This is a genomic window from Candidatus Ponderosibacter sp. Uisw_141_02 (assembly GCF_048087665.1).
In the GTDB taxonomy this organism is placed as follows: Bacteria; Pseudomonadota; Alphaproteobacteria; order Puniceispirillales; family Puniceispirillaceae; genus UBA3439.
Genome location: NZ_CP159807.1, coordinates 1,398,913 through 1,424,162, shown reverse-complemented (window position 1 = coordinate 1,424,162; position 25,250 = coordinate 1,398,913). Strand labels below are relative to the sequence as shown.

The window sequence follows — 25,250 nt, the reverse complement described above, 5'->3', positions numbered from 1 at the left end:
CCTAAGGCCGAACCAAACCGAATAATCGACTAATTGCCAGAGGCCAGCGACCATGACAGCTAATTTCCAATTTGCCGACCAGTTAGATGTCGCTGGCAAAACTGTGCTTCTTCGACTTGATGTTAATGTTCCGCTTGCTGACGGGGTGGTTAGCGACGATACCCGCATCCGGCGTGTTATGCCGGGGGTTCAATCCCTTCTGGTGCGCGGTGCAAAAGTTGTTGTGCTAACGCATTTTGGCCGGCCGAAAGGCGCCTTTGTGCCAGCCCTGACGGTGCGCCCCGTGGCGCAATCAATGGCCGGAATTCTTGGCCAGCCAGTGCCAGTGGAAAGTGATGTTATTGGCCGAGGTGGGAAAAAGGCCGTGGCAGCTCTGGCAGGTGGCGACATTCTAATGATGGAAAATCTGCGGTTTTATCCTGAAGAAGAAGCCAATGATCTGGCCTTTGCTAAAAGCCTTGCGGCGCTTGGTGACCTTTATGTTGGTGATGCTTTTTCCTGTGCGCATCGGGCGCATGCGTCGGTTGATGCCTTGCCGCGTTTGATGCCATCGGCGGCTGGACGGTCTTTTGCGGCCGAACTTGCGGCATTGGATGCGGCGCTATCATCGCCTGTGCGCCCACTTGGGGCGGTTGTTGGCGGTGCAAAAGTATCATCAAAGCTGGCCTTGCTGGAAAATCTTGTTACCCAGGTCGATGGGCTGGTGCTTGGCGGGGGGATGGCCAATACATTTTTGCTGGCGAAAGGTAAGCCAATTGGCGCCTCGCTTGCCGAACCTGACATGGTCGATACGGCGCGCCGGATTATGGATGGTGCTGCTGCGCATAATTGCCAGATTCTGCTTCCCCAAGATGTGGTTGTCGCGGGTGAATTTAAACTTGGTGCCGCGCATCGCCTTGTCAGCAGTGACGATGTTGCCGATGGCGAAATGATTTTAGATGCTGGTGCCGAATCGGTGGCGGCGGCAATGGCCTTTCTTGATCGCTGTTCGACAATTGTCTGGAACGGGCCAATGGGCGCGTTTGAGATTCCGCCTTTTGACGCGGCAACCACGGCATTGGCGCGCGCTGTTGCAGCAAAAACGCAAAATGATGGTCTGATGAGTGTTGCCGGTGGTGGTGATACGATGGCGGCACTTGCAAATGCCGGGGTGAATGACCAATTCTCCTATGTATCAACCGCAGGCGGCGCGTTTCTTGAATGGCTTGAGGGCAAACGCTTGCCCGGGTCGAGGCGTTGCGTATCGACTAGCCATTACGCCCAAAAAACGTTTGGTTACAGAACGGTTAGTCATAAGATTTTTGGTTATGGGGCAGGGCTGGATTGCCATAAAGGACAAGCATCATGTTTTTCGATAATCCGTTTAAATCGCGTTTGCCAAATGTCGATGAAGCATTGGCCGGTCGCGGCACGACAGTTTTTGCTGGCGGCAATCATGCGGTGCTTGGCACGGCCCTTACCGGTTCTGTGCCGAAGGGGATGAAGCAGATTGTCCTTGGTCTTGGCTGTTTTTGGGGTGCCGAACGGCTGTTTTGGAAGCTGCCCGGTGTTCATGTCACGGCGGTTGGCTATGCTGGCGGGGTGACGCCAAACCCTACTTACGAGGAAACTTGCAGCGGACTGACCGGTCATACTGAGGTTGTGCTGGTGGTTTATGATCCCGCCAAGCTGACGCTTGACCGTATTTTAACAACATTCTGGCAGGCGCATGACCCCACCCAAGGGTTTCGGCAGGGAAATGATCGCGGCACGCAATATCGGTCGGCGATCTTTGTGATGGATGATGATGATCTAGCCATCGTCACCGCAAGCGCCGAACAATATCAAAAGGCGCTGGCAAAAGCCGGATTCGGCCAGATCACAACTGAGATCGCGGTTAATGACCAATTTTACTTTGCCGAGGATTATCATCAGCAATATTTGTATAAGGTACCAAATGGCTATTGTGGCCTTCAGGGAACGGGTGTTTCGGCAGGCCAGGCTGGCGACAATAAAAAGATCTAAAAAGGCGTGGGAAAAGCGCGATGCAAGGATTGACCTCGGGTCGTGGCAATGTTAGGTTCCGGCCTCGTTATTAAGCATTTAGGCCTACGGCCGCCGATTTGGGAGCCCCAAATTATGAAAGTTGTTAGTTCACTCAAGACGTTGAAATCGCGCGACCGTCATTGTCAGGTGGTGCGTCGTCGCGGCAGATTATATGTAATCAACAAGAAGAACCCGCGCCTCAAGGCTCGTCAGGGTTAAGGCTTTGCGTGGCGCATTGTGCCACCAGCCTGTCCAAAGCTTTTAGAATATCCAAGGTACGGTCGGGTTTTCCGGCCGTTTCTTTTGCCCGAATTTCCGATTGCGTCACCTCGGGCTGTTCTGCATCATGGCAGGGGGCTGCCTTACGGGGCGGAATGAATAAGTAAGGTGCTATCAGTTTTTTTCGCGGATATATCTACTCAGGAGCCTATCATGCAGATGCCAGAACCAGATCAGGCCGTTATTGATCGCCGCGAGACCATTTGTCGTGACCTTCGCGAATTGGTCGCCGCCGATTGTGTGATTGATTCGGTTGAAGGGCGCCGCGCCTATGATGCTGATGGTCTGTCTGCGTATCGTCAGCTTCCGCTCGCCGTGGTTCTGCCAGAAACCGTCCAGCAAATTGCCGCCGTTATGAAATATTGTCATGGCGAAGGCATCAAAGTAGTGCCGCGCGGGTCAGGCACATCGCTATCTGGCGGCGCTTTACCTTTGGCTGATGCGGTTCTTGTCGGGCTTGGGAAATTTAACCGGATTCTTGATGTTGATTATACAAATCGTTGTGTCGTTGCCCAGCCGGGTGTGACCAATCTTGCCATTACCCATGCGGTTCAGGCGGATGGGTTTTATTATGCGCCCGATCCGTCAAGCCAGATTGCCTGTTCTGTTGGTGGTAATGTTGCCGAAAATTCAGGTGGTGTTCATTGTCTGAAATATGGTCTGACAACAAACAATCTTCTTGGGATTGAGCTTGTCACCATTGATGGTGAAATCCTGCGGCTTGGCGGCAAGCATCTTGATGCTGGTGATTATGATTTGATGGGCGTGATGACCGGGTCTGAAGGTTTGCTTGGCATTGTTAGCGAAGTGACGTTGCGGATTTTGCAAAAGCCAGCAACCCAGCGTGCGCTTCTTGTCGGGTTTGATAATACCGGATCAGCGGCAAAGGCTGTTGGCGATGTGATTGGAGCGGGTATTATTCCGGCTGGTATGGAAATGATGGATGGGCTGGCAATTAATGCGGCTGAAGATTTTGCCAATGCTGGTTATCCACGCGGGGCTGCCGCGCTGCTGATTATAGAACTTGATGGCCCGGAAGTTGAGGTCAATACATTAATTGATCGCGTTGCCAAAATTATGGATAGCGCCGGTGCGTCATCACTTAAAGTCAGCAATTCCGAAGAAGAGCGCAACCTATTCTGGGCTGGCCGGAAATCAGCTTTTCCCGCTGTTGGGCGCATTTCGCCCGATTATTTATGTATGGATGGCACAATCCCGCGCCGTCGCCTGCCAGATATGATGGTGCGAATGGCGTCGCTTAGCCAAAAATATGGATTGCGCGTTGCCAATGTCTTTCATGCTGGTGATGGCAATCTTCACCCGCTGATTCTGTTTGATGCCAACCAACCCGGTGAATTGCAACGAGCCGAAGATTTTGGCGCTGATATTTTGCGGGCATGTGTTGAAATGGGCGGCGTTTTAACTGGCGAGCATGGTGTTGGCGTTGAAAAACGTGATCTGATGGGAATTCAATTCACTGAAGAGGACATGAAACAGCAACAACGGCTGAAATGCGCCTTTGATGCTGATCATCTGCTGAATCCGGGAAAGATGTTCCCGCATTTGCATCGTTGTGCCGAATTGGGGCGGCTTCATGTCCATAAGGGCAAAATGCCATTTCCTGATCTGCCGCGCTTTTAAGGTTTTTGGCCACTGCCGGTTTTGCCGCAGTGATAAGGGTAAGTTTCGAGATGATAAACGTAACCGGGCTTGATGACGCTGCTGCGGTCATCGCCGATGCGATGGAACAGCAACAGCATTTCGGCGTGCAAGCGATGGCAACAAAGGCCGCGCTTGGCCGCGATGCCGACTATGATGACGTGATAAATGTTTCGGCTTTTTCCGGCATTATCGACTATCAGCCTGATGAATTGATCCTGACCTTGCGCGCTGGCACGCCAATGCACGAAGTTGAATCGACATTGGCCAGCGCAAACCAGATGTTGGCATTTGAAGTGCCTGACTTGCATAAGATTCTGGCCAGCCAGTCGGCGGGAACCATTGGCGGCGTTCTGGCAACCAATGCCAGCGGCCCTCGCCGCCTGACCGCCGGTGCCGCGCGTGATTATTTGCTTGGGTTTGATGCGATTTCGGGGCGTGGCGAGCGGTTCAAATCGGGCGGCAAGGTGATGAAAAATGTCACTGGTTATGATTTGTCAAAATTGATTTGCGGGTCTTATGGCACATTGGCCATCTTTGATGAGGTGACGCTGAAAACGCTGCCAAAGCCGGAAACCAATATCAGCCTTTTATTTCCTTGTGATGATCTTAGCGCGGCTGTTGCCCGCATTGCCGGTATTTTTGCCAGTCCACATGAACCCAATGCGGCCGCCATTCTGCCACAAGCCATTGCGGCAAAAGCGGGTATTGATGTTGCCGGTGCGATGCTGGCCATCATCCGGCTTGAGGGGATTGATGTTTCGGTTGCTGATCGCGCCGCGCATTTGCTGGCAGCGCATAAAGAGGGTGTAAAGCTTGATAGCGATGCCAGCACCGCACTATGGCAGCAAATCCGGGATGTTGATTTGCTGGCAGATGCCGATGGCGATATCTGGAAATTATCCTGCGCACCGGCTTCGGCACCGGCAATCACTGCCACACTTTTTGACCATTTTGATTTGCAGTTTTTTGCTGATTGGGCGGGCGGGCTATTATGGCTTGCAGGACCGTCAGGGGCGGAATTTGGCACGGCAATGCGATCGGCATTGGCGGCAAATGGCAATGGGCACGCACAATTGATCCGCGATAAAGGTAATAGCAAAGACCTCATCGCACCTTTGCAGCCCCTGTCATCAGCACATTATGCGCTTCACAAGCGGGTAAAGGCAGCGTTTGACCCGCGGTCGGTTCTTAATTTTGGCCGTATGCACGACGGCATCTAGGGAGCAAGGTTTATGCAAACTCATTTCACCGCTGACCAGCTTGCCGACCCGCAAATCGCCGAAGCTGATGCCATTCTTCGTAAATGTGTTCATTGCGGTTTCTGCACGGCCACCTGTCCGACCTTTGTGATTACGGGCGATGAGCGCGACAGCCCGCGTGGCCGCATCTGGATGTTGCGTGAAGTGCTGGAAAGCCCTGAAACCGTATCAGCTAACACCGGCTATCATATTGACCGTTGCCTTGGCTGTCTGTCTTGTACAACCACCTGTCCATCGGGTGTGGATTACCCGCATCTTCTCGATATTGGTCGCGAAAAGCTGGACAAGCTGGTGCCGCGGCCATTTGCCGACAAGATGATGCGCCGCATGCTTGGCATGATCATTCCTTATGCTGGCCGGTTTCGGATGATGATTGCGCTGGCGCGGATCGGGTGGTTGTTTCGCTGGGCGATGCCGGCGGCCATGCGCGCGGCTCTGGCCAAGATTCCGGCCGAGTTAAAGCCATTTGATCGGGTTGGTGGCCAGAATGCGGTATTTTCGCCCGATCAAAAACCGGTCAAGCGCGTTGCCTTGCTGGCCGGCTGTGCGCAGCGCGCGCTTGATCCCGAGATCAATGCAAGCACGATCCGCGTTCTCAATCGGCTTGGTGTCGAGGTTGTTGTGCGGTCCGAGGCGCATTGTTGCGGTGCGTTGGCGCATCATATTGGCGAAACTGATCGGGCGCATCACACGGTTCGGGCGGCGGTTCTGGCATGGTATGATGAAATGAAATCGGGCGGTCTTGATGCGATTGTTGTGAATGCGTCTGGCTGTGGAACAATGGTCAAGGATTACGGTCATATGATGAAAGATGACGCCGAGCTTGCTAGTATCGCCAAGGCGGTTTCGGATAAATGCGTTGATGTTTCTGAATTGCTTGATAATCTTGATATCGAGTCGATTTTGCAGCCAGCGCCTGCCGAGGGGCGCGGAAAGATTGCCTATCATTCGGCTTGCTCGCTTCAACATGGGCAAAAAATCCATGATTTGCCGTTGCGTTTGCTTCGTCAGGCCGGATTTGATGTGGTGCAACCTCTGAATGGCCATCTTTGCTGTGGCTCGGCAGGGGTCTATAATATCCTTCAACCCGAGATGGCTGATGAATTAAAAGCGCGTAAATTGGACAGCCTTGATAAAACCGGCGCGCAATTTGTCGCCGCTGGCAATATTGGCTGTATCACGCAGTTAAACCGGAAAGATTTGCCGGTACGCCATACGGTTCAATTTATTGATTGGGCAACAGGTGGGCCTAACCCCCGCTAATCCAAAGATCATCTTGCTGCATTCGGGTTGAAATTAGTGGTAAATGAACCACATCTTGCTTGGGATAGGTTTAGATGTGTTTTGTTCCTGATGATCGACGTAACAGACAGGCGACAGCCGACATAAATCTTGAAGTTTGAGATCAAAATGACTGATCAGAAAAAATTGAATATTCCTGAATTGAGCGATGTCAAAAAAGCGCATGAGCGGATTTCGCCGCATATTCACTGCACACCAATTGTGACAAGTCAGTTTCTTGATGCGAAAACGGGTGCCGAGCTTTTTTTCAAATGCGAGAATTTTCAAAAGGCAGGCGCGTTTAAGGTGCGCGGGGCGTCAAACGCTGTTTTTGGCCTCGATGATGCAACTGCGGCGAAAGGGGTCGCCACGCATTCATCGGGCAATCATGCGCTGTCGCTAAGCTATGCGGCGGGACGGCGCGGGATTCCTTGCACAGTTGTTATGCCAAAAACCGCACCACAGGCGAAAAAAGATGCGGTGATCGGCTATGGCGGCACAATTGTCGAATGTGAGCCGTCAACCACAAGCCGCGAGGCGGTATTTGCCGAAGTGGTTGCCAAGACGGGTGCCGATTTCGTGCATCCCTATAATGATCCACGGGTGATTGCCGGGCAGGCAACCTGTTCATTGGAATTGATTGATCAAGTAAAAGACCTTGATTGTGTTGTTGCGCCCATTGGCGGCGGCGGCATGATTTCGGGCACTTGCCTGACCCTAAGCCATCTTGCGCCATCAATAGAAATTTTCGCTGCCGAGCCTGAACAGGCGGATGATGCCTATCGCAGTTTCAAGGCAGGGCATATTATTGCCGATGATGCGCCGGTAACGGTTGCAGATGGGCTGAAAGTGCCGCTTAAAGATTTAACATGGCATTTCGTATCAAACCATGTGACTGACATTCTAACCGCCAGTGAACAGGAAATCATTGATGCGATGAAACTGACATGGCAGCGTATGAAAATGATGATTGAGCCAAGCTGCGCCGTGCCATTGGCGGTTATTTTAAAAAATCCCGATCTATTTCGCGGCAAAAAGGTTGGTGTGATTATTACGGGCGGAAATGTTGATTTGGATAAATTACCCTGGATCACAGCTACAGGAGACAAACAGTGAATATGCAGGTAAAATCCGAAGAATTAGAAGTTGGCTATAATATTCCCGCCATGGTTGGCATGGATGAGGCCGATATCCAGACACCCTGTCTTGTTCTTGATCTTGATGCGCTGGAGCGCAATATCATCAAGATGGGTCAATTCACCAAAGATAATAATATGCGTCACCGCGTTCATGGCAAGATGCATAAATCGGTTGATGTGGCGCTGCTCCAAGAAAAGCTTGGCGGCAGTTGCGGTGTTTGCTGCCAGAAGGTCAGTGAAGCTGAGGCGTTTGTGCGCGGCGGTATCAAGGATGTTCTGGTGTCTAATCAGGTTCGTGATCCGGCCAAAATTGACCGGTTGGCACGTCTGCCAAAGCTTGGTGCGCGGGCAATTTGCTGTGTTGATGATCTGGCGAATATCGCTGATTTGTCGGCGGCCGCGGTAAAGCATGGAACCCAAATTGAATGTCTTGTTGAAATTGATTGTGGTGCAGGGCGATGCGGCGTTCAATCGACCGAAGATGTGGTGGTGATTGCGACGGCGATTGACGCGGCTGAGGGGTTGAAATTTGCCGGACTTCAGGCCTATCAGGGCGCAATGCAGCATCTTGACGATTATCAGGAACGCAAAGCCAAAATTGAGATTGCGGTTGCGATGGTGGCCGAGGCTGTTGCGGCGCTGAAATCAGTTGGGCTGGAATGTGATATTGTTGGCGGTGGCGGCACCGGATCATATTATTTTGAGGGTGAATCGGGCGTCTATAACGAATTGCAATGTGGTTCCTACGCCTTCATGGATGCTGATTATGGCCGTATTCTGGACCGTGACGGCAAACGGATTGATCAGGGCGAATGGCAAAATGCGCTTTTCCTTCTAACCTCGGTGATGAGCCATGCCAAGGCCGATAAAGCGATTTGTGACGCTGGCCTGAAAGCCCAATCGGTCGATAGTGGCTTGCCGGTTATTTTTGGCCGAACCGATGTCGAATATATCAAATGTTCAGATGAACATGGTGTGATTGCCGATCCTGACGGCGTGCTGAAAGTTGGCGACAAATTAAAGCTGGTGCCAGGTCATTGTGACCCGACCTGCAATGTCCATGATTGGTATGTTGGTGTCCGCAATGGCAAGGTCGAAGCTCTTTGGCCAATTACTGCACGCGGCAAGGCATTCTAGGCTTGGAAATAACGGCCAAAGGCACCGCAAAAAAGGAAAATGGATATCATGATTAAAACCAGCGACGGCGTTGTCATCGTTCGTGAAGATGTGTGCCATGATGTTGTGAGTGACAGGGATGCCTTTGTCGCGGTTGAAGGTGTTTTTGCGGCGATGGCGGCGGGCGATGCGGTGAATTTTCCGGTTGTGCGCGAGGCGATTGGCCATGCTGATGCGCTTTATGGCTTTAAATCGGGCTTTGACCGGGCTGGCATGGCGCTTGGCGTGAAATCAGGTGGATACTGGCCGCAGAATATGGCCAATGCGGGCATTAGCAACCACCAATCAAGCGTTTTTCTGTTTGATCCCGATACTGGACGGTTGCAAGCTATTATCGGTGGCAATTATTTAACCGCAGTTCGCACGGCCGCCGCCGCAGCGGTTTCGATAAGTCATCTTGCCCGCCTCGATGCTTCGGTTCTAGGCATGATGGGGGCTGGCCATCAATCAGTTTTCCAATTACGCGCCGCGATGCAACAGCGTCAATTCAGCAAGATTTTAGGCTGGAACCGGTCAGCCGATGGCTTATCGCGTCTTGCCAAGCTAGCCGATGAACATGCAATTCCGTTTGAGGCGGTGACGCCGGATGCAATGGCACAAGCCGATGTGATCATCACCATCACCTCGTCGCATCAACCCTTTTTGATGGCCGAGCACGTCAGCCCGGGAACGCATCTTGTCTGTATGGGAACCGATACCAAGGGCAAACAGGAAATCGACCCGGCATTATTTTCGGTTGGCACCTGTTTTACCGATGAAGTGGCGCAATCAGTGACGATTGGCGAGGCGCAGCATGCCATTGCCGCAAATCTTGTTGCCGAAGGGGCAATTGTGCCAATCGGCAGCGTTATCAATAAAGATCATGGTGGCCGGACACGCGATGATGAAATCACCATTTTTGACGGCACCGGCGTTGGTTTGCAGGATCTGGCGCTGGCGTCAGTGGCCATGCGCCGCGCAATCGAGGCAGGATCGGCAACAACCGTTTCATTCTGATCGACAGCCGCAAAAAACGGCTGGCAAAAGATTGGCGTCATGTCTGTGCCAAAATCAAAAACAGCCTTTGCATTTGCTGGATGCAGCATGTCTCAATGACGTTGGCCTCAATGTTTCTGGCCGGTATTATAACGCACTGTTAGGTTACGCGGCTAGCCAAGATCAAAGAAATCATTGCCCTTATCATCCATCACGATGAAGGCTGGAAAATTTTCAACTTCGATTTTCCAGACGGCTTCCATGCCAAGCTCTGGATATTCCAAAACTTCGATTTTCTTGATTGATTCAAGTGCCAGTTTGGCGGCAACTCCGCCAATTGAGCCAAGATAAAAACCACCATGTTCTTTGCAGGAATCGCGAACAATGCGTGACCGGTTGCCCTTGGCAAGCATCACCATTGACCCGCCATTGGCCTGAAAGGTTGGAACATAGGAATCCATGCGGCCAGCCGTGGTTGGGCCAAATGACCCCGATGCCATGCCTTTTGGGGTCTTTGCTGGCCCCGCATAATAAACTGGATGGTTTTTGAAATAATCGGGCAATTGGCCATCTTGATCCAGCCGTTCCAGCAATTTGGCATGGGCAATGTCGCGCGCCACGATCAACGGGCCAGTGAGCGCAAGCCGCGTTTCAACCGGATGGGCGCTAAGGCTTGCCAGGATCTCGCTCATCGGCTTGTTCAGATCGATGGCAACAACATCATCTTCGGGCTGATCGGATAGGTCGGGCAGGAATTTTGCCGGATCGCGCTCTAAGGTTTCGATAAACAGCCCTTCGGGAGTGATTTTGGCAAAAGCTTGCCGGTCCGCCGAGCAGGACACGCCAATGCCAATCGGGCAAGAGGCACCGTGACGCGGCAAGCGAATGACGCGTACATCATGGCAATAATATTTACCGCCAAATTGCGCGCCAATGCCAAGGTCACGGGTGATTTGCAGGATTTCTGCTTCCCAATCGAGATCGCGCCATGCATGACCAAGCGCATTGCCTTCGGTTGGCAGGTTATCAAGCGCCTTGATTGATGCCATTTTGACCGTCTTCATCGTCAGTTCGGCTGATGTGCCGCCAATCACAATCGCAAGGTGATAGGGCGGACAGGCAGAGGTGCCAAGCTCTATAATGGCGGTGCGGACAAACTCGCGGAGCGACTCAGGATTGAGAACGGCTTTGGTTTTCTGATGCAAAAAGGCTTTGTTTGCTGATCCACCACCCTTTTGAATAAAGGCGAATTTATATTCAAGGCCTTTGCCGGCGTTGATTTCGATCTGCGCCGGAAGGTTGGTGGCAGTATTGCTTTCTTCAAACATGCTATGCGCTGCAAGCTGTGAAAAGCGCAAATTGCAATTTTGATAAGTGTTGTAAATGCCGCGCGATAGCGCCTCGCCATCATCACCATTGACCAAAACATGATCACCACGATAACCAGTTACCAGTGCCGTGCCAGTATCTTGGCACATTGGCAACAGGCCTTCGGCGGAAATAACGGCGTTTTTCAGCATTTCCAATGCGACAAACCGGTCATTCTTGGTGGCTTCGGGATCTTTGAGAATATCGGCAAGCTGGCCAAGATGGCTGCTTCGAAGCAGATGTGAAATATCGGTGAAGGCACGTTCGGCGAGAAGGGTTAGGCCTTCCGGATCAACCCGAAGGAAGGTTTCGCCCGCCATTTCGACAAGCCGGACATGATCGCTGGACACTAGCTCATATTCGGTTGTGTCGGCGGTTGTTGGAAACATCGGGCTATAGGCAAAATCGGCCATGGCTAAATCCTGTAAATATCAAATGGCAAATGAACAGATATTTGGCATGGCATGCACGTAGCGGCCTGCCAGCCGATCATTGGATTTTTATTTTGTCGGTCTTTTTCGGAAGGTGTCAAGCGACACAACATCGGCACTATTGCCAGAGGCATCATCATTGCTTTGCGCTGGCTGATCATCTGATGGCGGGATGTCATCATCATGATCATCTTCATCGCTGTCATCATCGTCGGCAGTCCCGAATTGTAACCCAAAGCCAACCGACGGGTCGTTAAAGCTGGTCACGGCCTCAAAGGGAATGATCATCGGGCTTGGCTTGCCGCCAAAGAATAAAGTGACCGAAAATTCATCTTCCCCAACAATCAAATCGGCAAATTGATGCTGGAGAACGATTGTCATAGTTTCTGGATGTTTGGCGCGAAGATGATCATCGATTTCAACACCTTTATAGGTTGTTGAAAAGCCAATATAGAAATGCGTTTCACCGGGCAGCCCAACCTTTTGCACAATGCTAAGCGACGATCGAACCACCGACCGAAGCGCATCTTCTACCAAAAGTTCATAATTCAAGCCGGTTTGCAGCATGTCGTTATCGGTCATGAGGTTTTGGTCTTTCTGTGGCATCGGGCAGGGTGATGGAAAATCGATAGATGAACATGCACCTTTGTTATTGATTGGCCAAGGCAAAGCGGAACGCTTCTGTTGCCAGGTGCGCCCCAAACCCCGCCAGACCGAGCTCAATCGATCTGGACTTAAGATCGGTTACTCCCGCTGCCTTTAGGCTGCGATTGCTACCGGAGCAGTGTTGTCATTTGCAACTACTACATGGCCCGATAACGGCGGGTACCATACCGAGCAAAAATACTGCCTTTACCACATGCGTCGATCCTATTTCGCCCCCAATCTTTTAGCCCAAATTCTGCTGCTGGCCGTGATGGCCATCGTTTCGGGCTAAAATGGTGGAGGCGCCGGGTACCGCCCCCGGGTCCGCTCTGCTTATTCTACAGCACGTTTATCGCCATAGCTGGCGAACCAGCACCTTTAATATAGAAGCAATGACGCCGGTTTTAAAGGATAGTTTTGCACTGAATTGTCTTTGCGGCGTGATAACCGCATGATTCGCCCCTTTTGGGCAAAAGATTGGCCATATTTACGGCAGGTGGATTATCCGATTATCCGCTTGCACCGTGACGTATGGCCATGCCATTTTAACCAAACGATACATAGATGCCTTCGCGGCGGTATAAGCGTCGATCGGGATCTTTTGCGTGACGCGCGGTGATAAAATGTCAATCAAGTGATTAAGAGAGGCCTGCGAATGCGGCAATATCTGGATTTATTGCAACGAATTTTGGATGACGGTGTTGATCGTGGCGATCGCACCGGCACCGGCACAAGAGCGGTTTTTGGCCATCAAATGCGGTTTGACCTTTCCGATGGATTCCCGTTATTGACCACGAAAAAGCTGCATATCAAATCAATTATCCATGAATTGCTATGGTTTATCAGTGGCGATACGAATGTCCGCTATTTGCAGGAAAATGGTGTATCAATCTGGAATGATTGGGCGGATGAAAATGGTGATTTGGGGCCGGTCTATGGCAAACAATGGCGCCATTGGCAAACGCCTGATGGCACCGAAATTGACCAGCTTGCCGATTTGATTGAGATGATTAAAACCAATCCGGATTCGCGGCGCTTGATGTTAACCGCTTGGAATCCGGCTGATGTGCCGAATATGGCCTTGCCACCATGCCATTGCCTGTTTCAGTTTCAGGTCGCGAATGGGCGTTTGTCCTGCCAGCTTTATCAGCGCAGCGCCGATTGTTTCTTGGGCGTGCCATTCAATATCGCTTCCTATGCACTGTTAACGCATATGATCGCCGCCATTTGTGGGCTGAAGGCGGGTGAATTTGTGCATACGCTTGGCGATGCGCATCTTTATGCCAATCATTTCGAACAAGCCCGCGCCCAACTTGGCCGCCAGCCAACGGCGCTGCCAAAACTGGTAATTCGGAATATTCCCGATCAAATCGACGGCTTCAAATTTGAAGATTTCGAAATTGTTGATTATGTTGCTGCGCCGCATATTGCCGCGCCAATTGCGGTTTGACGGTCATGGTGATGATCCATATGACAGCCGTTGTGGCAATGGCCGAAAACCGTGTGATTGGTGATGGTACAGGGCTGATCTGGCATATTCCTGATGATCTGAAACGTGTCAAAACGCTCACCATGGGTTGCCCTTTGATTATGGGGCGCAAAACCTGGGATTCGATTGGCCGGCCATTGCCGGGGCGTGCCAGTATCGTGATGACGCGTGATGCTGATTGGGCGGCTGATGGTGCCGTTGGCGTTGCAACAATGACCGCAGCCATCGCAGCAGCGCGTGACTGGATTGAAGCCACCGCCGAGGCACGGCCAGAGATCATTCTGTTTGGCGGCGGCGAAATCTATGCCCAAGGGCTGGATTATTGTCACCGCGTTGAACGAACCGTCATCAATATTGCCGCTAATGGCGGCAAAGATGCTGCTTTCTTCCCTGATTTACCAGCCGATCAATGGGACATCGAAATCGAGGCCGAAATTGATGCCGCTGGTGATGTGCCCGCCTATCGCTATGAACGCGCAATTAGGCGTATCACCGCAAAGCCGATGGCGTAGGCACAACTTGGCAGATGGTCTCGGCGGCTATTCGACGATGATCTTTGGGCTGGCTTTTGGTGCGTTGCGCTCAAGCGTTTGCAAAACCGCCGCGGCAATTGCCCGATAATGGGCGGCATGCGGGCTGTCTGGCTGGCTTGCCACGATCGGCGTGCCTTCGTCTGAGGTTGCGCGGATCGCCATTTCCAGTGGCACTTCACCAAGGAACGGTACGCCCAGTTTGGCGGCTTCGGCGCGGGCGCCGCCATTGCCGAAAATTTCATGTCTTGCGCCGCATTCAGTACACAGGAAATGGCTCATGTTCTCAATAATCCCAAGAAGCGGCACATTCACTTTGCGGAACATATTCAGACCCTTGCGCGCATCGATCAAAGCCAAATCCTGCGGTGTCGAGACGATCACGGCACCGGCCAGCGCAGCACGCTGGGACAGGGTCAATTGCGCATCACCTGTTCCAGGCGGCATATCAATGACAAGAATATCTAGCGCATCCCAGGCGACATCACGAAGCATTTGCTCGATGGCACTCATCACCATCGGCCCGCGCCAGATGGTCGGCGCATCCTCGGCGACAAGATAGCCAATCGACATGGTTTGCAGACCCCATGCTTCGATGGGTACGATTTTTTTGCCATCGCTTTGTGGTTTGCGGTTCAAGCCAATAAGCCGTGGCAATGACGGGCCGTAAATATCAGCGTCAAGAATGCCGACTTTTTTCCCGGTTGCTGCCAGCGCCAAGGCCAGATTGATCGAGGTTGTTGATTTGCCAACACCGCCCTTGCCCGAGGCAACGGCAATGACATATTTGGCTGGTTGATGTGGTTCGGCCTGCATTTGCTGGCCAGCGCCAATTGGCGTGCCACGATCATCGCCCTTCGACTGCATGGTTGGGCCGGCCTGATGCGCGGTCAGCATTGCCGTTGCCGACAGCACGCCGTCAAGCGCCAGAACAGCCTTTTCGGCCGAACTGCGAACCGCGTCGGCCTTATCTTTATCTTTTGGATCAATTTCGATGGTAAAGCCAATATGGCCGTCCTTGATAACTATTCCTGAAACAGCGCCAGAATCAAAAATTGACTGCTCAGATCCGGGTATAACGACGCCAGAAAGAGCCTCCATAATTTTTCTTTCGTTCAATTCGTTTGTCATTCTTGAAATCAACCGCTTCTATGCAAATATTAGTGGAAGTCTTAATTGAGACTGTGACATAAGCCTTTGACAAGCGTTTTGCAAGTTAAGGGTAGTAATTGATGTAGCAGCAATGATAACAATGCCGAAATTGTAAGGCCATGAAACGTATTGGTCGTGATGTTGGGTTATGAACACGGCAACACGATTATCAAAGGGCGAGGGAGCGAGAGCATCATGCCATGGAATAATCAAGGTGGCCAAGGTGGCCAAGGCGGCGGCGGTCCGTGGGGCCAAGGTGGCGGCGGAAACGGTGGCGGCCCTTGGGGTCAAGGTGGCGGCGGTCAGCCTCCACAGGACGTTGACGCGGTAATCCGTCAGTTCGGAGAGGCTTGGCGCCGGATGATGCCAAGTGGGGGCGGTGGTGGCCGTTCAATTCTGCTTTTGACGATTGTTTTTGCGCTGATCTGGGGTGCGACCGGTTTTTACCGCGTAAACCCACAACAGCAGGGTGTTGTTCTGCGCTTTGGCGAATGGATTCGTACTAGCCCGCCAGGCCTGCATTATCACCTCCCGTTCCCTATCGAGTCAGTTATGCGTCCAGAAGTGACACGCGATAACCGAATTGAAATCGGGTTTCGGGATGTAACTGGTAATTCTTCATCACGCCGGGACATTAAAGACGAAAGTCAGATGATCACGGGGGATGAAAACATCGTTGATATTGATTTTGTAGTCTTTTGGCGAATTTCAGATGCTGGTGAGTATTTGTTTAATCTTGCCGAACCGGATGACACCATCAAAGTAACAGCTGAAGCGGTGATGCGCGAAATCATCGGTCGGACGCCTATCAAAAATGTCCTAACTGAAGGGCGTCAGTCTATTCAAGTCCAAGCTCGCCAGCAGCTGCAAGATTTGTTGAATGAATATGGCGTTGGTGTGAGGGTTCGTGATGTTCAGCTTTTGGCGGTTGATCCGCCGGCAGATGTTATTGATGCCTTTAACGAGGTGCAGCGTGCGCGCCAAGACCGGGACAGGCTCAAGAACGAAGCTGAATCCTTCAGTAATGATATTGTGCCACGAGCGCGTGGTGCAGCAGCCAAACTGGTTGCCGAAGCCGAAGCCTATCAGTCAGAAGTGGTCAACCGTGCATCAGGCGACGCATCGCGTTTTGACCAGATATATCAGGCATATCTTCAAGATAAAGGTGTGACCCGCGAGCGGATCTATATCGAAACAGTCGAGGAAATTTTCTCGAACGTTGAAAAGGTTATTATCGATGGTCAGGGCGGTGGCAATGGTGTTGTGCCATACCTACCTTTGAAAGAATTAAACAAGTCAGCGGGGGGGCAGTAACATGGCGTCATTTCGTTTAGCGACTATTGTGTTGTTGGTTGCTGGTGTTTTTGCAGCTTACAACTCAGCCTTCACTGTAAACCAGACCCAGCAGGCGCTTGTTCTGCAATTGGGTGAACCGAAACGGACCATTCAGGAACCGGGCCTTTCTTTCAAGTTGCCGTTCATTCAGGACGTCACTTATTACGAAAAGCGCGTTCTTAGCCTGATCCCGCAGGATGCGCAGGAAGTTATCCTGTCTGATCAGAAGCGGTTGATGGTGGATGCCTATGCCCGTTATCAAATTTCCGATCCATTACTGTTCTATCAAACAGTCCGGAATGAATTCGGCGCACGCGGACGTCTCGAGGCTATTATCGACTCGTCAGTTCGTCGAGCTCTTGGAAACGAAACTTTGGCATCAATTTTAACTGGGCAGCGCAATGACATCACGCGGTCTATCGGTGACGAAGTGAACGAATCTGTTTCTTCGCTTGGTATACAGATCATTGATGTGAGGCTTCGCCGTGCCGATTATCCTGAAGCTACCAGCCAGAACATCTTTAACCGCATGAAATCAGAGCGGACAAGAGAGGCCAAGGAATTCCGCGCCACAGGTGAAGAAGAAGCACAGAAGATCCGTTCGGCAGCGGAAAAGATCCGGACTGTGATCATCTCCGAAGCCCAGCGAACCGCGCAGGAAACACGCGGTGCCGGTGACTCTGAAGCGATCCGTATCTATGCGGAAAGTTTTGGTCAGGATGCGGAATTCTTTGCTTTCTATCGGTCAATGGAAGCTTATCGGAAATCCTTTACCGAAAAGGATACATCGATGGTGCTGTCACCAGATAGCGCATTCTTCCGCTTCTTCTTGGATAAGGACGGTACGCCTGCCAAATCCAAATAGGGATAGATAACCAAGCTAAGGGGGGCGGCTGGTTGATTAGATGCAGTGCAATATCTGGCTGATCAACATAACCGGCCCCTTTTTTACAGCCGCTTTTGTAGCGGCCTTCTGGCGGCTTTTAGGGAATGGCCGAAAAGAACACGAAACTGCCTTTTTTTGGTCACGCTGTTACGGCTTGACAAAAAAAGTTAAGCACCGGCAATTGCGGGTGGTTCTATGTATTTTACCGATCTCAGTATCCTCAGGGAGTGTTTATTATGCTTGTCAGACTGTTGCAGCCCATCCGGCAACCTCTAAGTCACATGCGCAGTGACATTGTTGTGTCCTTTGCCGTGGCATTCACGATTATGTTTGTTTCGTTTGGCGTGTCGGCAGCCCAGCGGCCGGACTCATTTGCAGATGAAGTCGAAAAACTATCACCATCGGTGGTTAATATTTCAACCACCACAATCGTCAGTGACGGGCCAAGCGTGGACATGCCGCAATTCCCACCAGGCTCACCATTTGAAGAGTTTTTCAAAAATTTTGGCGATAATGATCGCCAACGCAAAGCGCAATCGCTTGGGTCAGGCTTTATCATCGATGCTGAAGGTATTGTCGTCACCAATTATCATGTGATCGAAAACGCAGAGGAAATTCGTGTTATTTTGTCTGATGAAACAAGCTTTACCGCCAAGGTTTTGGGTCAGGATAAAAAGACCGATATTGCGGTTCTGAAAATTGAGCCGGGCGAAACCAAACTGACCGCGGTTGCTTTTGGCAATTCGGATGAATTGCGCGTTGGCGACTGGGTGCTTGCAATTGGTAATCCCTTTGGCCTTGGCGGCACGGTAACAGCCGGAATCGTCTCGGCGCGCGGCCGTGACATTGGCAACGGCCCTTATGATGATTTCATCCAGACCGATGCGTCGATCAATCGTGGTAACTCTGGTGGCCCTTTGTTTAACATTGCTGGTGAGGTAATTGGCATCAATACGGCCATCTATTCGCAATCCGGCGGGTCTGTTGGAATCGGCTTTGCGATTTCGTCAAATCTGGCAAGCAGAGTTGCAAGCCAGCTTGTTGAATTTGGCCAAACGCGTCGTGGCTGGCTTGGTGTTTTCATCCAAGAGGTCACACCTGATATTGCCGAATCACTTGGTTTGAAAGAGGCAGGTGGGGCGCTGGTGTCATCGACCAATGAAAATAGTCCAGCTGCCAAAGGTGGTGTTCAGCCAGGGGATGTGATCGTGAAATTTGATGGCAAGGTCATTGATAAGATGCGTGATCTGCCACGCATTGTTGCCGAAACCGATATTGGCACAAAGGTTGATGTCGAACTATTCCGCCAAGGCAAGACAAAGACGGTTCAAATCACCCTTGGTGAATTGGAAAAAGCCGAGCTTGTTGGCCTTGCTGGAGGTGATAAATCAGCGCAAGGTGATGCCAAACAAAGCTTTGGCAGCCTTGGTTTTTCAGTGCAGAACCTAACCCCGAAAATTGCTGGGGAGATGGGGCTTGATGCCGAAAAGACCGGTGTTGTTGTCAGCGAGGTGATTGCTGGCAGTCCTGCTGCCGAAAAAGGGCTTCAGGTTGGTGATATCTTGCGGCGATTTGGCCAGCGTCCGGTTGAAGGCGTGGCCGATCTTGCCAAGGATATCAATGATGCTGAAAAAGGTGGACGTTCAGGGATTTTGATCCTGATCGAACGCGAAGGCCGTGAACGCTTTATTCAGATCAGCTTTGCCAAGAAATAGGCTGTTCCGATAATGCGAAATGGCAAATGCCATGCTCGCTATCAAAAACAAAGGGGCCGGTTTCGGCCCCTTTTTCTCTGAGTGAAATTTACTGAAACTCTAAATTTTATCTGCGATGAAATCACGCTGTTCATAGCCTTGAAGATAGAGCAGGCCGCGGAGATCAGTATGGTTAAGCTGGATTGCAACTTCGGCCAACAGCAATGGCTTGCCCTCAAATGCCACGCCCATGCCGGCGGCTTGCAGCATCGCCAGATCATTTGCCCCATCGCCAATGGTCGCCGCATCAATCGGATCAATGCCGTTCTGCTTGCAATAATGCGCAAGATAGGCGGCTTTGGCGTTGCGATCGAGAACTGGCGTTTGAACCGTGCCCATAATTTTGCCATCGCGCACATGCATATGATTGGCGTGATGGTCATGAAATCCGCAACGCGCGGCAACGGGGCCCGTGATGACGTCAAACCCACCCGACACAAGGTAGCATTTTGCGCCATTGGCACGCATTGTGTGAACAAGTTCAATGGCGCCAGATGTTGGCTTTGCGGTGGCAATCAATTGATCAAACAGGCGACTGGATTTGCCAGCCAGCATGCTAACACGCTCAAATAACGCGCCTTCAAAATCAATTTCACCCGCCATTGCGCGTTTGGTGATGGCGGTCACAGCATCGCCAAGACCGGCAAGTACGGCCAGATCATCAAGAGATTCGCTAGTGATGATCGTGCTGTCCATATCGGCAATTAGGATTTGTTTGCGGCGCCGGTTGGCGGGAACGATGTTGACGTCCAATTGCTTGTCGGCGGCGCGGCGGCGCAATATTTGAAAAGCGTCGTCATGCTCCAGACTCTTTGCCTCAAAACCGTCATCAGGCTGGCAAATCAGTTCAGCCGCATAGCCTTGATGAAGCCAATATGGCGCGTCCAAGGGGCGTAGAAAGGCAAAATCATCGGCAAGATCGGCGATCCATGATGCCGCATCACCATCGCCAAACGAATGCTTCGAGGTTGAAAAAACAAGTGCATGGTGCATAGTGCAGTCACCTGCCGCCAAATTGGCGGTAAATTGGAGTTGAATGTGTCAAAAGCACTGCAAAACGCCCTGAAAGACGAACTGCCCGCCAGCTATATCATGATTGCAGGCCCGACTGCATCAGGTAAATCACAGCTGGCGGTTGATCTTGCTTGCCAGTTTGATGGCGAGGTGATCAATGCTGACTCGATGCAGCTTTATGCCGATTTGTCGATTTTGACAGCGCGCCCATCAAAGGCCGATATGCAGGATATTGCGCATCATCTTTATGGCGTTCTGGATGGAGGGCATCGGGCGTCGGTTGCTGCATGGCTTGAATTGGCAGCAACGGCGATGACCGCAATCCGGGCACGAGGCAAAATGCCAATCATCATTGGCGGCACGGGCATGTATCTTGACGCGGCGGTGAATGGCATTGCCGCCATTCCCGATGTGCCAGCCACTATCCATCAAGATTGCGTGGCGGTATTTGATGACATTGGTGGAGCAGCATTCCGGCAAAAGCTGGCGCGTCATGACCCGCTGGTTGCGTCACGGCTTGCCGATGGTGATCGTCAAAGACTGATCCGCGCAATGGGGGTTTTTAACGCTACTGGCATCGCGCTTGGCCAATTCCAGAAAGCCGAGCATGAAGGCGCGCTGATTGGCAGGCCGGTAAAAGTTGCGATGCTGCCGCCGCGCGATGTTTTGTATGCTCGCATTGATGCGCGTTTCGATGTGATGCTGGAGCAAGGCGCGATGGACGAGGTCGGGCGGTTGATTAACAGGCAGCTTGATCCGTCATTGCCATTGATGAAGGCACTTGGCGTCACCGCGTTAAAGGCGGTTCTTGAACAGGAAATGACAGTTGATGAAGCGGCCCATCTCGCCAAACGCGACAGCCGCCGTTATGCAAAACGGCAAATGACATGGCTGCGAAATAATTATAATGCGCAAATTACGCTAAATACGAAATTATCGGAAAGTTTAATGGAAAGTATCTTTTCACTTATTCGCTAAAAATGGTTGACCCGTCGGGTAAAAACTGGCAAACCATTGCAATAAACCAAGCTGTTCTCTGGAAATTGAAGATTTTGTGATGACGTTTTGCTTGATCGCGCGTCATGACGATATTTTTGATCCATGGAATCGATTGGTTTGCGTTATTTGAGCTGGTTGCAAAATATAAGGCCAGCAATTGCTTAGACATATATGGGAAACAAGATAATGGCGAAATCTGCCCCCACAGACCGCAAACAGGCGGCATCGGACAATGGCGTATTGGCGTTAGCTGGTGCGGAAATTCTGCTCAAGGCTCTTGAAGATGAAGGGGTTGAGGTGATTTTCGGCTATCCCGGCGGTGCGGTGTTGCCCATTTATGATGCGTTGTTCAAAAACAATAAGATCAGACATATTCTGGTTCGCCATGAGCAGGCTGCGGTTCACGCTGCCGAAGGCTATGCACGGTCAACAGGCAAGGTTGGGGTGGTTTTGGTCACATCGGGCCCTGGGGCAACCAACGCGGTGACAGGCTTGACGGATGCGTTGATGGATTCAGTGCCGGTCTTATGTCTAACCGGACAGGTGCCAACGCATCTGATTGGTAATGATGCGTTTCAAGAGGCCGATACAACCGGCATCACCCGCGCCTGCACCAAACATAATTATCTGGTCAAAGATGGTGACGTTTTGCAACATACTGTTGCCGAAGCCTTTCATGTGGCACGGTCGGGTCGGCCGGGGCCGGTACTGATTGACCTGCCAAAAGATATTCTGATGGGGGAATATGGCTATAAGACAGATGGCGTTGCCGCTGCGGCGCAAAAGCGTTATGCCCCGCAAACAAGACCCGATCCGGAAGCGATCAAAAAAGCCGTCGCGATGATGAAGCGTGCCGAACGCCCCATCATCTATGGCGGTGGCGGTATCATCAATTCTGGGCCAAAGGCTTCGGCTTTGTTGCAGCAATTGGTTGATATGACCGGCTGGCCAACCACCCTGACACTTATGGGGCTTGGCGCTTTGCCAGCGTCAGACAAGCATTTTCTTGGCATGCTTGGGATGCATGGTACTTATGAGGCCAACTGGGCGATGCATGATTGCGATATCATGTTGAATATCGGCGCGCGGTTTGATGATCGCGTCACCGGTCGGATTAGCGGCTTTGCGCCAAAATCTGAAAAAATCCACATTGATATTGATCCATCATCGGTGAACAAGAATGTTCAGGTTGACCTGTCAATCATTGGTGATGCGACGATTATTCTGGAAATGCTGATTGCCGAAATGAAGGCGCAATCCTTTACCCCGCATCAGCCATCGCTAACAAGCTGGTGGAAACAGATCAAAAGCTGGCAAAGCATTGATTGTCTTGGTTTTGATCAGGGCACTGATGTTATCAAGCCGCAACATGCCATCAAACGGCTTTGCGAATTGACCATTAGCCATGATGCCTATGTCACAACCGAGGTTGGCCAGCATCAGATGTGGGCTGCGCAATATTATGATTTCGAAAAGCCAAACCGGTGGATGACATCGGGCGGGCTTGGCACGATGGGATATGGCTTGCCATCGGCGCTTGGCGTTCAGGTGGCGCATCCCGAATCATTGGTGATTGATATCGCCGGTGAAGCATCATTCATGATGAATATGCAGGAATTATCAACATTGGCACAATATAATTTGCCGGTGAAGATGTTCATCATCAACAATGAATGGATGGGGATGGTGCGCCAATGGCAGGAATTGATCCATGGTGGCCGCTATTCTGAATCCTACAGCGCCTCATTACCTGATTTCCGCAAGCTGGCCGATACGTTTGGCATGGTTGGTCTGGTCGCTGAAAAGCCGGATGATCTAGATGGGGTGATTGCTGAAATGCTGGCGACACCGGGGCCGGTCATTGCTGATATTCGCGTTGCCAAAGAAGAAAACTGCTTCCCAATGATCCCATCTGGGGCGGCGCATAACGAAATGCTTTTGGGGCCGGATGATCAGGCTGCAAAGCCAATTTCTGAAGAAGGTATGGTGTTGGTCTAGGCCAGCCATTTAGGAGCTATATCGAGATGAGCATCAATGTAACAGAGGAACGCCACATCATTTCCGTTCTGGTCGATAATGAACCGGGTGTTCTGGCGAGGGTCATCGGTCTGTTTTCCGGACGTGGCTATAATATCGAAAGCCTGACCGTTGCCGAGGTGGAATGGGATCGTGGTCTATCACGCATTTCCATCGTAACCTCAGGAACGCCAATGGTTATCGAACAGATCAAGGCGCAATTGGCGCGTCTTGTGCCAATCCATTCGGTATGTGACCTAACCGAGATGGGCGCCGCCATTGAACGCGAGCTGGCGCTGGTAAAAATCATCAATGATGGCGAAAACCGGATTGAGGCATTACGCATCGCTGATACTTTCCGTGCAAGAACACTAGACAGCACACTAGATAGTTTTGTATTTGAAGTAACAGGAAATTCGTCAAAGGTTGCTGCTTTCATTGATTTGATGCAGTCGCTTGGTGATGTGGAGATTGCGCGGACCGGGGTATCAGCCATTTCGCGCGGCAACCGGATCGATTTAACGGCCAAATAAACCGGCGACGTTAGCGAATTTACGCAATATGTTCGATCACACCGCAATAATTTGGGGTGTGATTATGTATTTTAAATAGGATGGTCATGAGTATCTGGCAGTTGGGCCAGCACCGGATCAGCCGTCAAATGAGGAGAAAACTGTCAATGCGTGTCTATTATGATCGTGATGCCGATGTTGGGCTGATCAAGAAAAAGAAGGTTGTTATCGTTGGTTACGGCAGCCAGGGTCATGCTCATGCAGCAAACCTGAAAGATAGCGGTGTTGCTGAGGTTGCTGTCGCGCTGCGGTCTGATTCGTCAAGTCGTGCCAAAGCCAGCGATGCTGGTTTCAAGGTTATGGATGTTGCCGAAGCATCACAGTGGGGCGATGTCATCATGATGCTGACCCCTGATGAATTGCAGGCCGATATCTATGCTGACGAAATTGCTGAAAATATCCGTCCGGGTGCTGCGATTGCATTTGCGCATGGTTTGAATGTTCATTTCAACCTGATCGAGCCACGCACCGACATAGACGTCTTTATGGTCGCGCCAAAAGGCCCGGGTCACACAGTGCGGTCTGAATATGCCCGTGGTGGTGGTGTTCCTTGTTTGATTGCTGTCCATCAGGACTCATCGGGCAATGCGCATGAAATTGGTTTGTCATATGCGTCGGCTGTTGGTGGTGGACGTTCAGGCATCATCGAGACCACATTCCAAGAAGAGTGTGAGACCGATCTGTTTGGCGAGCAGGCTGTTCTTTGTGGCGGTCTTTGTGAATTGATCAAAGCTGGATTTGAGACGCTCGTCGAAGCTGGTTATGCGCCTGAAATGGCCTATTTCGAGTGTTTGCATGAAGTGAAACTGATCGTTGACCTGATTTATGAAGGTGGTATAGCCAACATGAATTACTCGATCTCAAACACCGCTGAATATGGCGAATATGTTACGGGCCCACGTATCATCACTGATGAAACCAAAGCCGAGATGAAGCGCGTTCTTGAAGATATTCAGGCTGGCCGCTTTACCCGTGACTGGATGGTTGAAAATAAAGCCCGCCAGACCAGCTTTAAAGCAACACGCCGTCGCAATGCCGAGCATCCGATTGAACAGGTCGGTGCTGAATTGCGTGCAATGATGCCATGGATTGGTGCAAACCGTCTCGTCGACAAGGCAAAGAACTAGTTTTTGCCACATCGTTGATATAGTGGTACCTTATTATATGAAGGGCCTATCGGCCCTTTATATTGATTTACAGTTGTCGTTTCGCGTAGGGTTTTTATGACTGTTCTGCCGATTCCTTCGGCTGAAAAATTGGAGA

Annotated in this window: 22 protein-coding genes and 1 other RNA gene; 18 read left to right on the top strand and 5 right to left on the bottom strand. The window is 51.3% G+C overall.

Features of this window, described 5'->3' with window-relative positions; all coding sequences use genetic code 11:
- The first annotated feature begins 52 nt into the window (after positions 1–52).
- The 9 genes from ABXT40_RS07215 to bhcD all read left to right on the top strand — a co-directional run bounded on the left by ABXT40_RS07215 (position 53) and on the right by bhcD (position 9,817).
- Positions 53–1,483 carry a phosphoglycerate kinase gene (locus ABXT40_RS07215; RefSeq protein WP_443644948.1) on the top strand — a complete coding sequence of 477 codons (1,431 nt, stop codon included), beginning with the start codon at positions 53–55 and terminating at the stop codon, positions 1,481–1,483.
- Positions 1,375–2,004 (top strand): peptide-methionine (S)-S-oxide reductase MsrA, encoded by a 630-nt coding sequence (gene msrA, locus ABXT40_RS07210; protein ID WP_443646980.1) that lies wholly within the window; start codon positions 1,375–1,377, stop codon positions 2,002–2,004. The genes ABXT40_RS07215 and msrA overlap by 109 nt, the downstream gene beginning before the upstream one ends.
- Positions 2,005–2,118: 114 nt before the next feature.
- Positions 2,119–2,244 (top strand): type B 50S ribosomal protein L36, encoded by a 126-nt coding sequence (gene ykgO / locus ABXT40_RS07205; protein ID WP_443644947.1) that lies wholly within the window; start codon positions 2,119–2,121, stop codon positions 2,242–2,244.
- Positions 2,245–2,457: 213 nt separating this feature from the next.
- The gene (locus ABXT40_RS07200; protein WP_443644946.1) at positions 2,458–3,945 is read left to right on the top strand and encodes an FAD-linked oxidase C-terminal domain-containing protein; all 1,488 of its coding nucleotides are present in this window, start codon (positions 2,458–2,460) and stop codon (positions 3,943–3,945) included.
- A gap of 50 nt (positions 3,946–3,995) precedes the next feature.
- Positions 3,996–5,186 (top strand): FAD-binding protein, encoded by a 1,191-nt coding sequence (locus ABXT40_RS07195; RefSeq protein WP_443644945.1) that lies wholly within the window; start codon positions 3,996–3,998, stop codon positions 5,184–5,186.
- Positions 5,187–5,198: 12 nt separating this feature from the next.
- A complete protein-coding gene (glcF, locus tag ABXT40_RS07190) occupies positions 5,199–6,488 on the top strand; it encodes a glycolate oxidase subunit GlcF (protein WP_443644944.1) in 1,290 nt (429 codons plus the stop codon).
- Positions 6,489–6,635: 147 nt separating this feature from the next.
- Positions 6,636–7,622 carry a beta-hydroxyaspartate dehydratase BhcB gene (bhcB, locus tag ABXT40_RS07185; RefSeq protein ID WP_443644943.1) on the top strand — a complete coding sequence of 329 codons (987 nt, stop codon included), beginning with the start codon at positions 6,636–6,638 and terminating at the stop codon, positions 7,620–7,622.
- Between the two features lie 2 nt (positions 7,623–7,624).
- Entirely contained in the window at positions 7,625–8,782 is a 1,158-nt protein-coding gene (gene bhcC, locus ABXT40_RS07180) for a 3-hydroxy-D-aspartate aldolase BhcC (RefSeq protein ID WP_443646979.1), read from the top strand.
- A 48-nt stretch (positions 8,783–8,830) separates the two neighbouring features.
- Entirely contained in the window at positions 8,831–9,817 is a 987-nt protein-coding gene (gene bhcD / locus ABXT40_RS07175) for an iminosuccinate reductase BhcD (protein ID WP_443644942.1), read from the top strand.
- Positions 9,818–9,969: 152 nt separating this feature from the next.
- Here bhcD and ABXT40_RS07170 read toward each other — a convergent pair whose 3' ends face one another.
- The 3 genes from ABXT40_RS07170 to ssrA form a co-directional block, all read right to left on the bottom strand.
- Positions 9,970–11,577, bottom strand: a complete 1,608-nt coding sequence (locus ABXT40_RS07170; RefSeq protein ID WP_443644941.1) for a fumarate hydratase — start codon at positions 11,575–11,577, stop codon at positions 9,970–9,972.
- Positions 11,578–11,664: 87 nt separating this feature from the next.
- Positions 11,665–12,177, bottom strand: a complete 513-nt coding sequence (locus ABXT40_RS07165; RefSeq protein WP_443644940.1) for an SspB family protein — start codon at positions 12,175–12,177, stop codon at positions 11,665–11,667.
- An 87-nt stretch (positions 12,178–12,264) separates the two neighbouring features.
- Positions 12,265–12,653: a transfer-messenger RNA gene (ssrA, locus tag ABXT40_RS07160) on the bottom strand.
- A gap of 242 nt (positions 12,654–12,895) precedes the next feature.
- Between ssrA and ABXT40_RS07155 the strand changes: the two genes are divergently transcribed.
- The gene (locus ABXT40_RS07155) at positions 12,896–13,690 is read left to right on the top strand and encodes a thymidylate synthase (protein WP_443644939.1); all 795 of its coding nucleotides are present in this window, start codon (positions 12,896–12,898) and stop codon (positions 13,688–13,690) included.
- Positions 13,691–13,701: 11 nt separating this feature from the next.
- Entirely contained in the window at positions 13,702–14,241 is a 540-nt protein-coding gene (locus tag ABXT40_RS07150; protein ID WP_443644938.1) for a dihydrofolate reductase, read from the top strand.
- Positions 14,242–14,268: 27 nt separating this feature from the next.
- On the opposite strand, the gene ABXT40_RS07145 is transcribed toward ABXT40_RS07150, so the two are convergent.
- A complete protein-coding gene (locus tag ABXT40_RS07145) occupies positions 14,269–15,360 on the bottom strand; it encodes an Mrp/NBP35 family ATP-binding protein (protein WP_443644937.1) in 1,092 nt (363 codons plus the stop codon).
- 246 nt (positions 15,361–15,606) lie between these two features.
- On the opposite strand from ABXT40_RS07145, the gene hflK reads away from it, so the two are divergent.
- The 3 genes from hflK to ABXT40_RS07130 all read left to right on the top strand — a co-directional run bounded on the left by hflK (position 15,607) and on the right by ABXT40_RS07130 (position 19,347).
- The gene (hflK, locus tag ABXT40_RS07140) at positions 15,607–16,725 is read left to right on the top strand and encodes an FtsH protease activity modulator HflK (protein ID WP_443644936.1); all 1,119 of its coding nucleotides are present in this window, start codon (positions 15,607–15,609) and stop codon (positions 16,723–16,725) included.
- 1 nt (position 16,726) lies between these two features.
- The gene (hflC, locus tag ABXT40_RS07135) at positions 16,727–17,611 is read left to right on the top strand and encodes a protease modulator HflC (RefSeq protein WP_443644935.1); all 885 of its coding nucleotides are present in this window, start codon (positions 16,727–16,729) and stop codon (positions 17,609–17,611) included.
- A gap of 257 nt (positions 17,612–17,868) precedes the next feature.
- Positions 17,869–19,347 (top strand): DegQ family serine endoprotease, encoded by a 1,479-nt coding sequence (locus ABXT40_RS07130; protein ID WP_443644934.1) that lies wholly within the window; start codon positions 17,869–17,871, stop codon positions 19,345–19,347.
- Between the two features lie 99 nt (positions 19,348–19,446).
- Here ABXT40_RS07130 and serB read toward each other — a convergent pair whose 3' ends face one another.
- The gene (serB, locus tag ABXT40_RS07125; RefSeq protein ID WP_443644933.1) at positions 19,447–20,379 is read right to left on the bottom strand and encodes a phosphoserine phosphatase SerB; all 933 of its coding nucleotides are present in this window, start codon (positions 20,377–20,379) and stop codon (positions 19,447–19,449) included.
- Positions 20,380–20,424: 45 nt separating this feature from the next.
- On the opposite strand from serB, the gene miaA reads away from it, so the two are divergent.
- The 4 genes from miaA to ilvC all read left to right on the top strand — a co-directional run bounded on the left by miaA (position 20,425) and on the right by ilvC (position 25,114).
- The gene (gene miaA / locus ABXT40_RS07120) at positions 20,425–21,378 is read left to right on the top strand and encodes a tRNA (adenosine(37)-N6)-dimethylallyltransferase MiaA (RefSeq protein WP_443644932.1); all 954 of its coding nucleotides are present in this window, start codon (positions 20,425–20,427) and stop codon (positions 21,376–21,378) included.
- A gap of 207 nt (positions 21,379–21,585) precedes the next feature.
- On the top strand, positions 21,586–23,397 hold the full coding sequence (locus ABXT40_RS07115) for an acetolactate synthase 3 large subunit (protein ID WP_443644931.1): 1,812 nt from the start codon (positions 21,586–21,588) through the stop codon (positions 23,395–23,397).
- Positions 23,398–23,423: 26 nt separating this feature from the next.
- Positions 23,424–23,948: an acetolactate synthase small subunit gene (ilvN, locus tag ABXT40_RS07110; RefSeq protein ID WP_443644930.1), complete on the top strand. Its 525-nt coding sequence runs from the start codon at positions 23,424–23,426 to the stop codon at positions 23,946–23,948.
- A gap of 146 nt (positions 23,949–24,094) precedes the next feature.
- A complete protein-coding gene (gene ilvC, locus ABXT40_RS07105; RefSeq protein WP_443644929.1) occupies positions 24,095–25,114 on the top strand; it encodes a ketol-acid reductoisomerase in 1,020 nt (339 codons plus the stop codon).
- Positions 25,115–25,250: the final 136 nt, after the last annotated feature.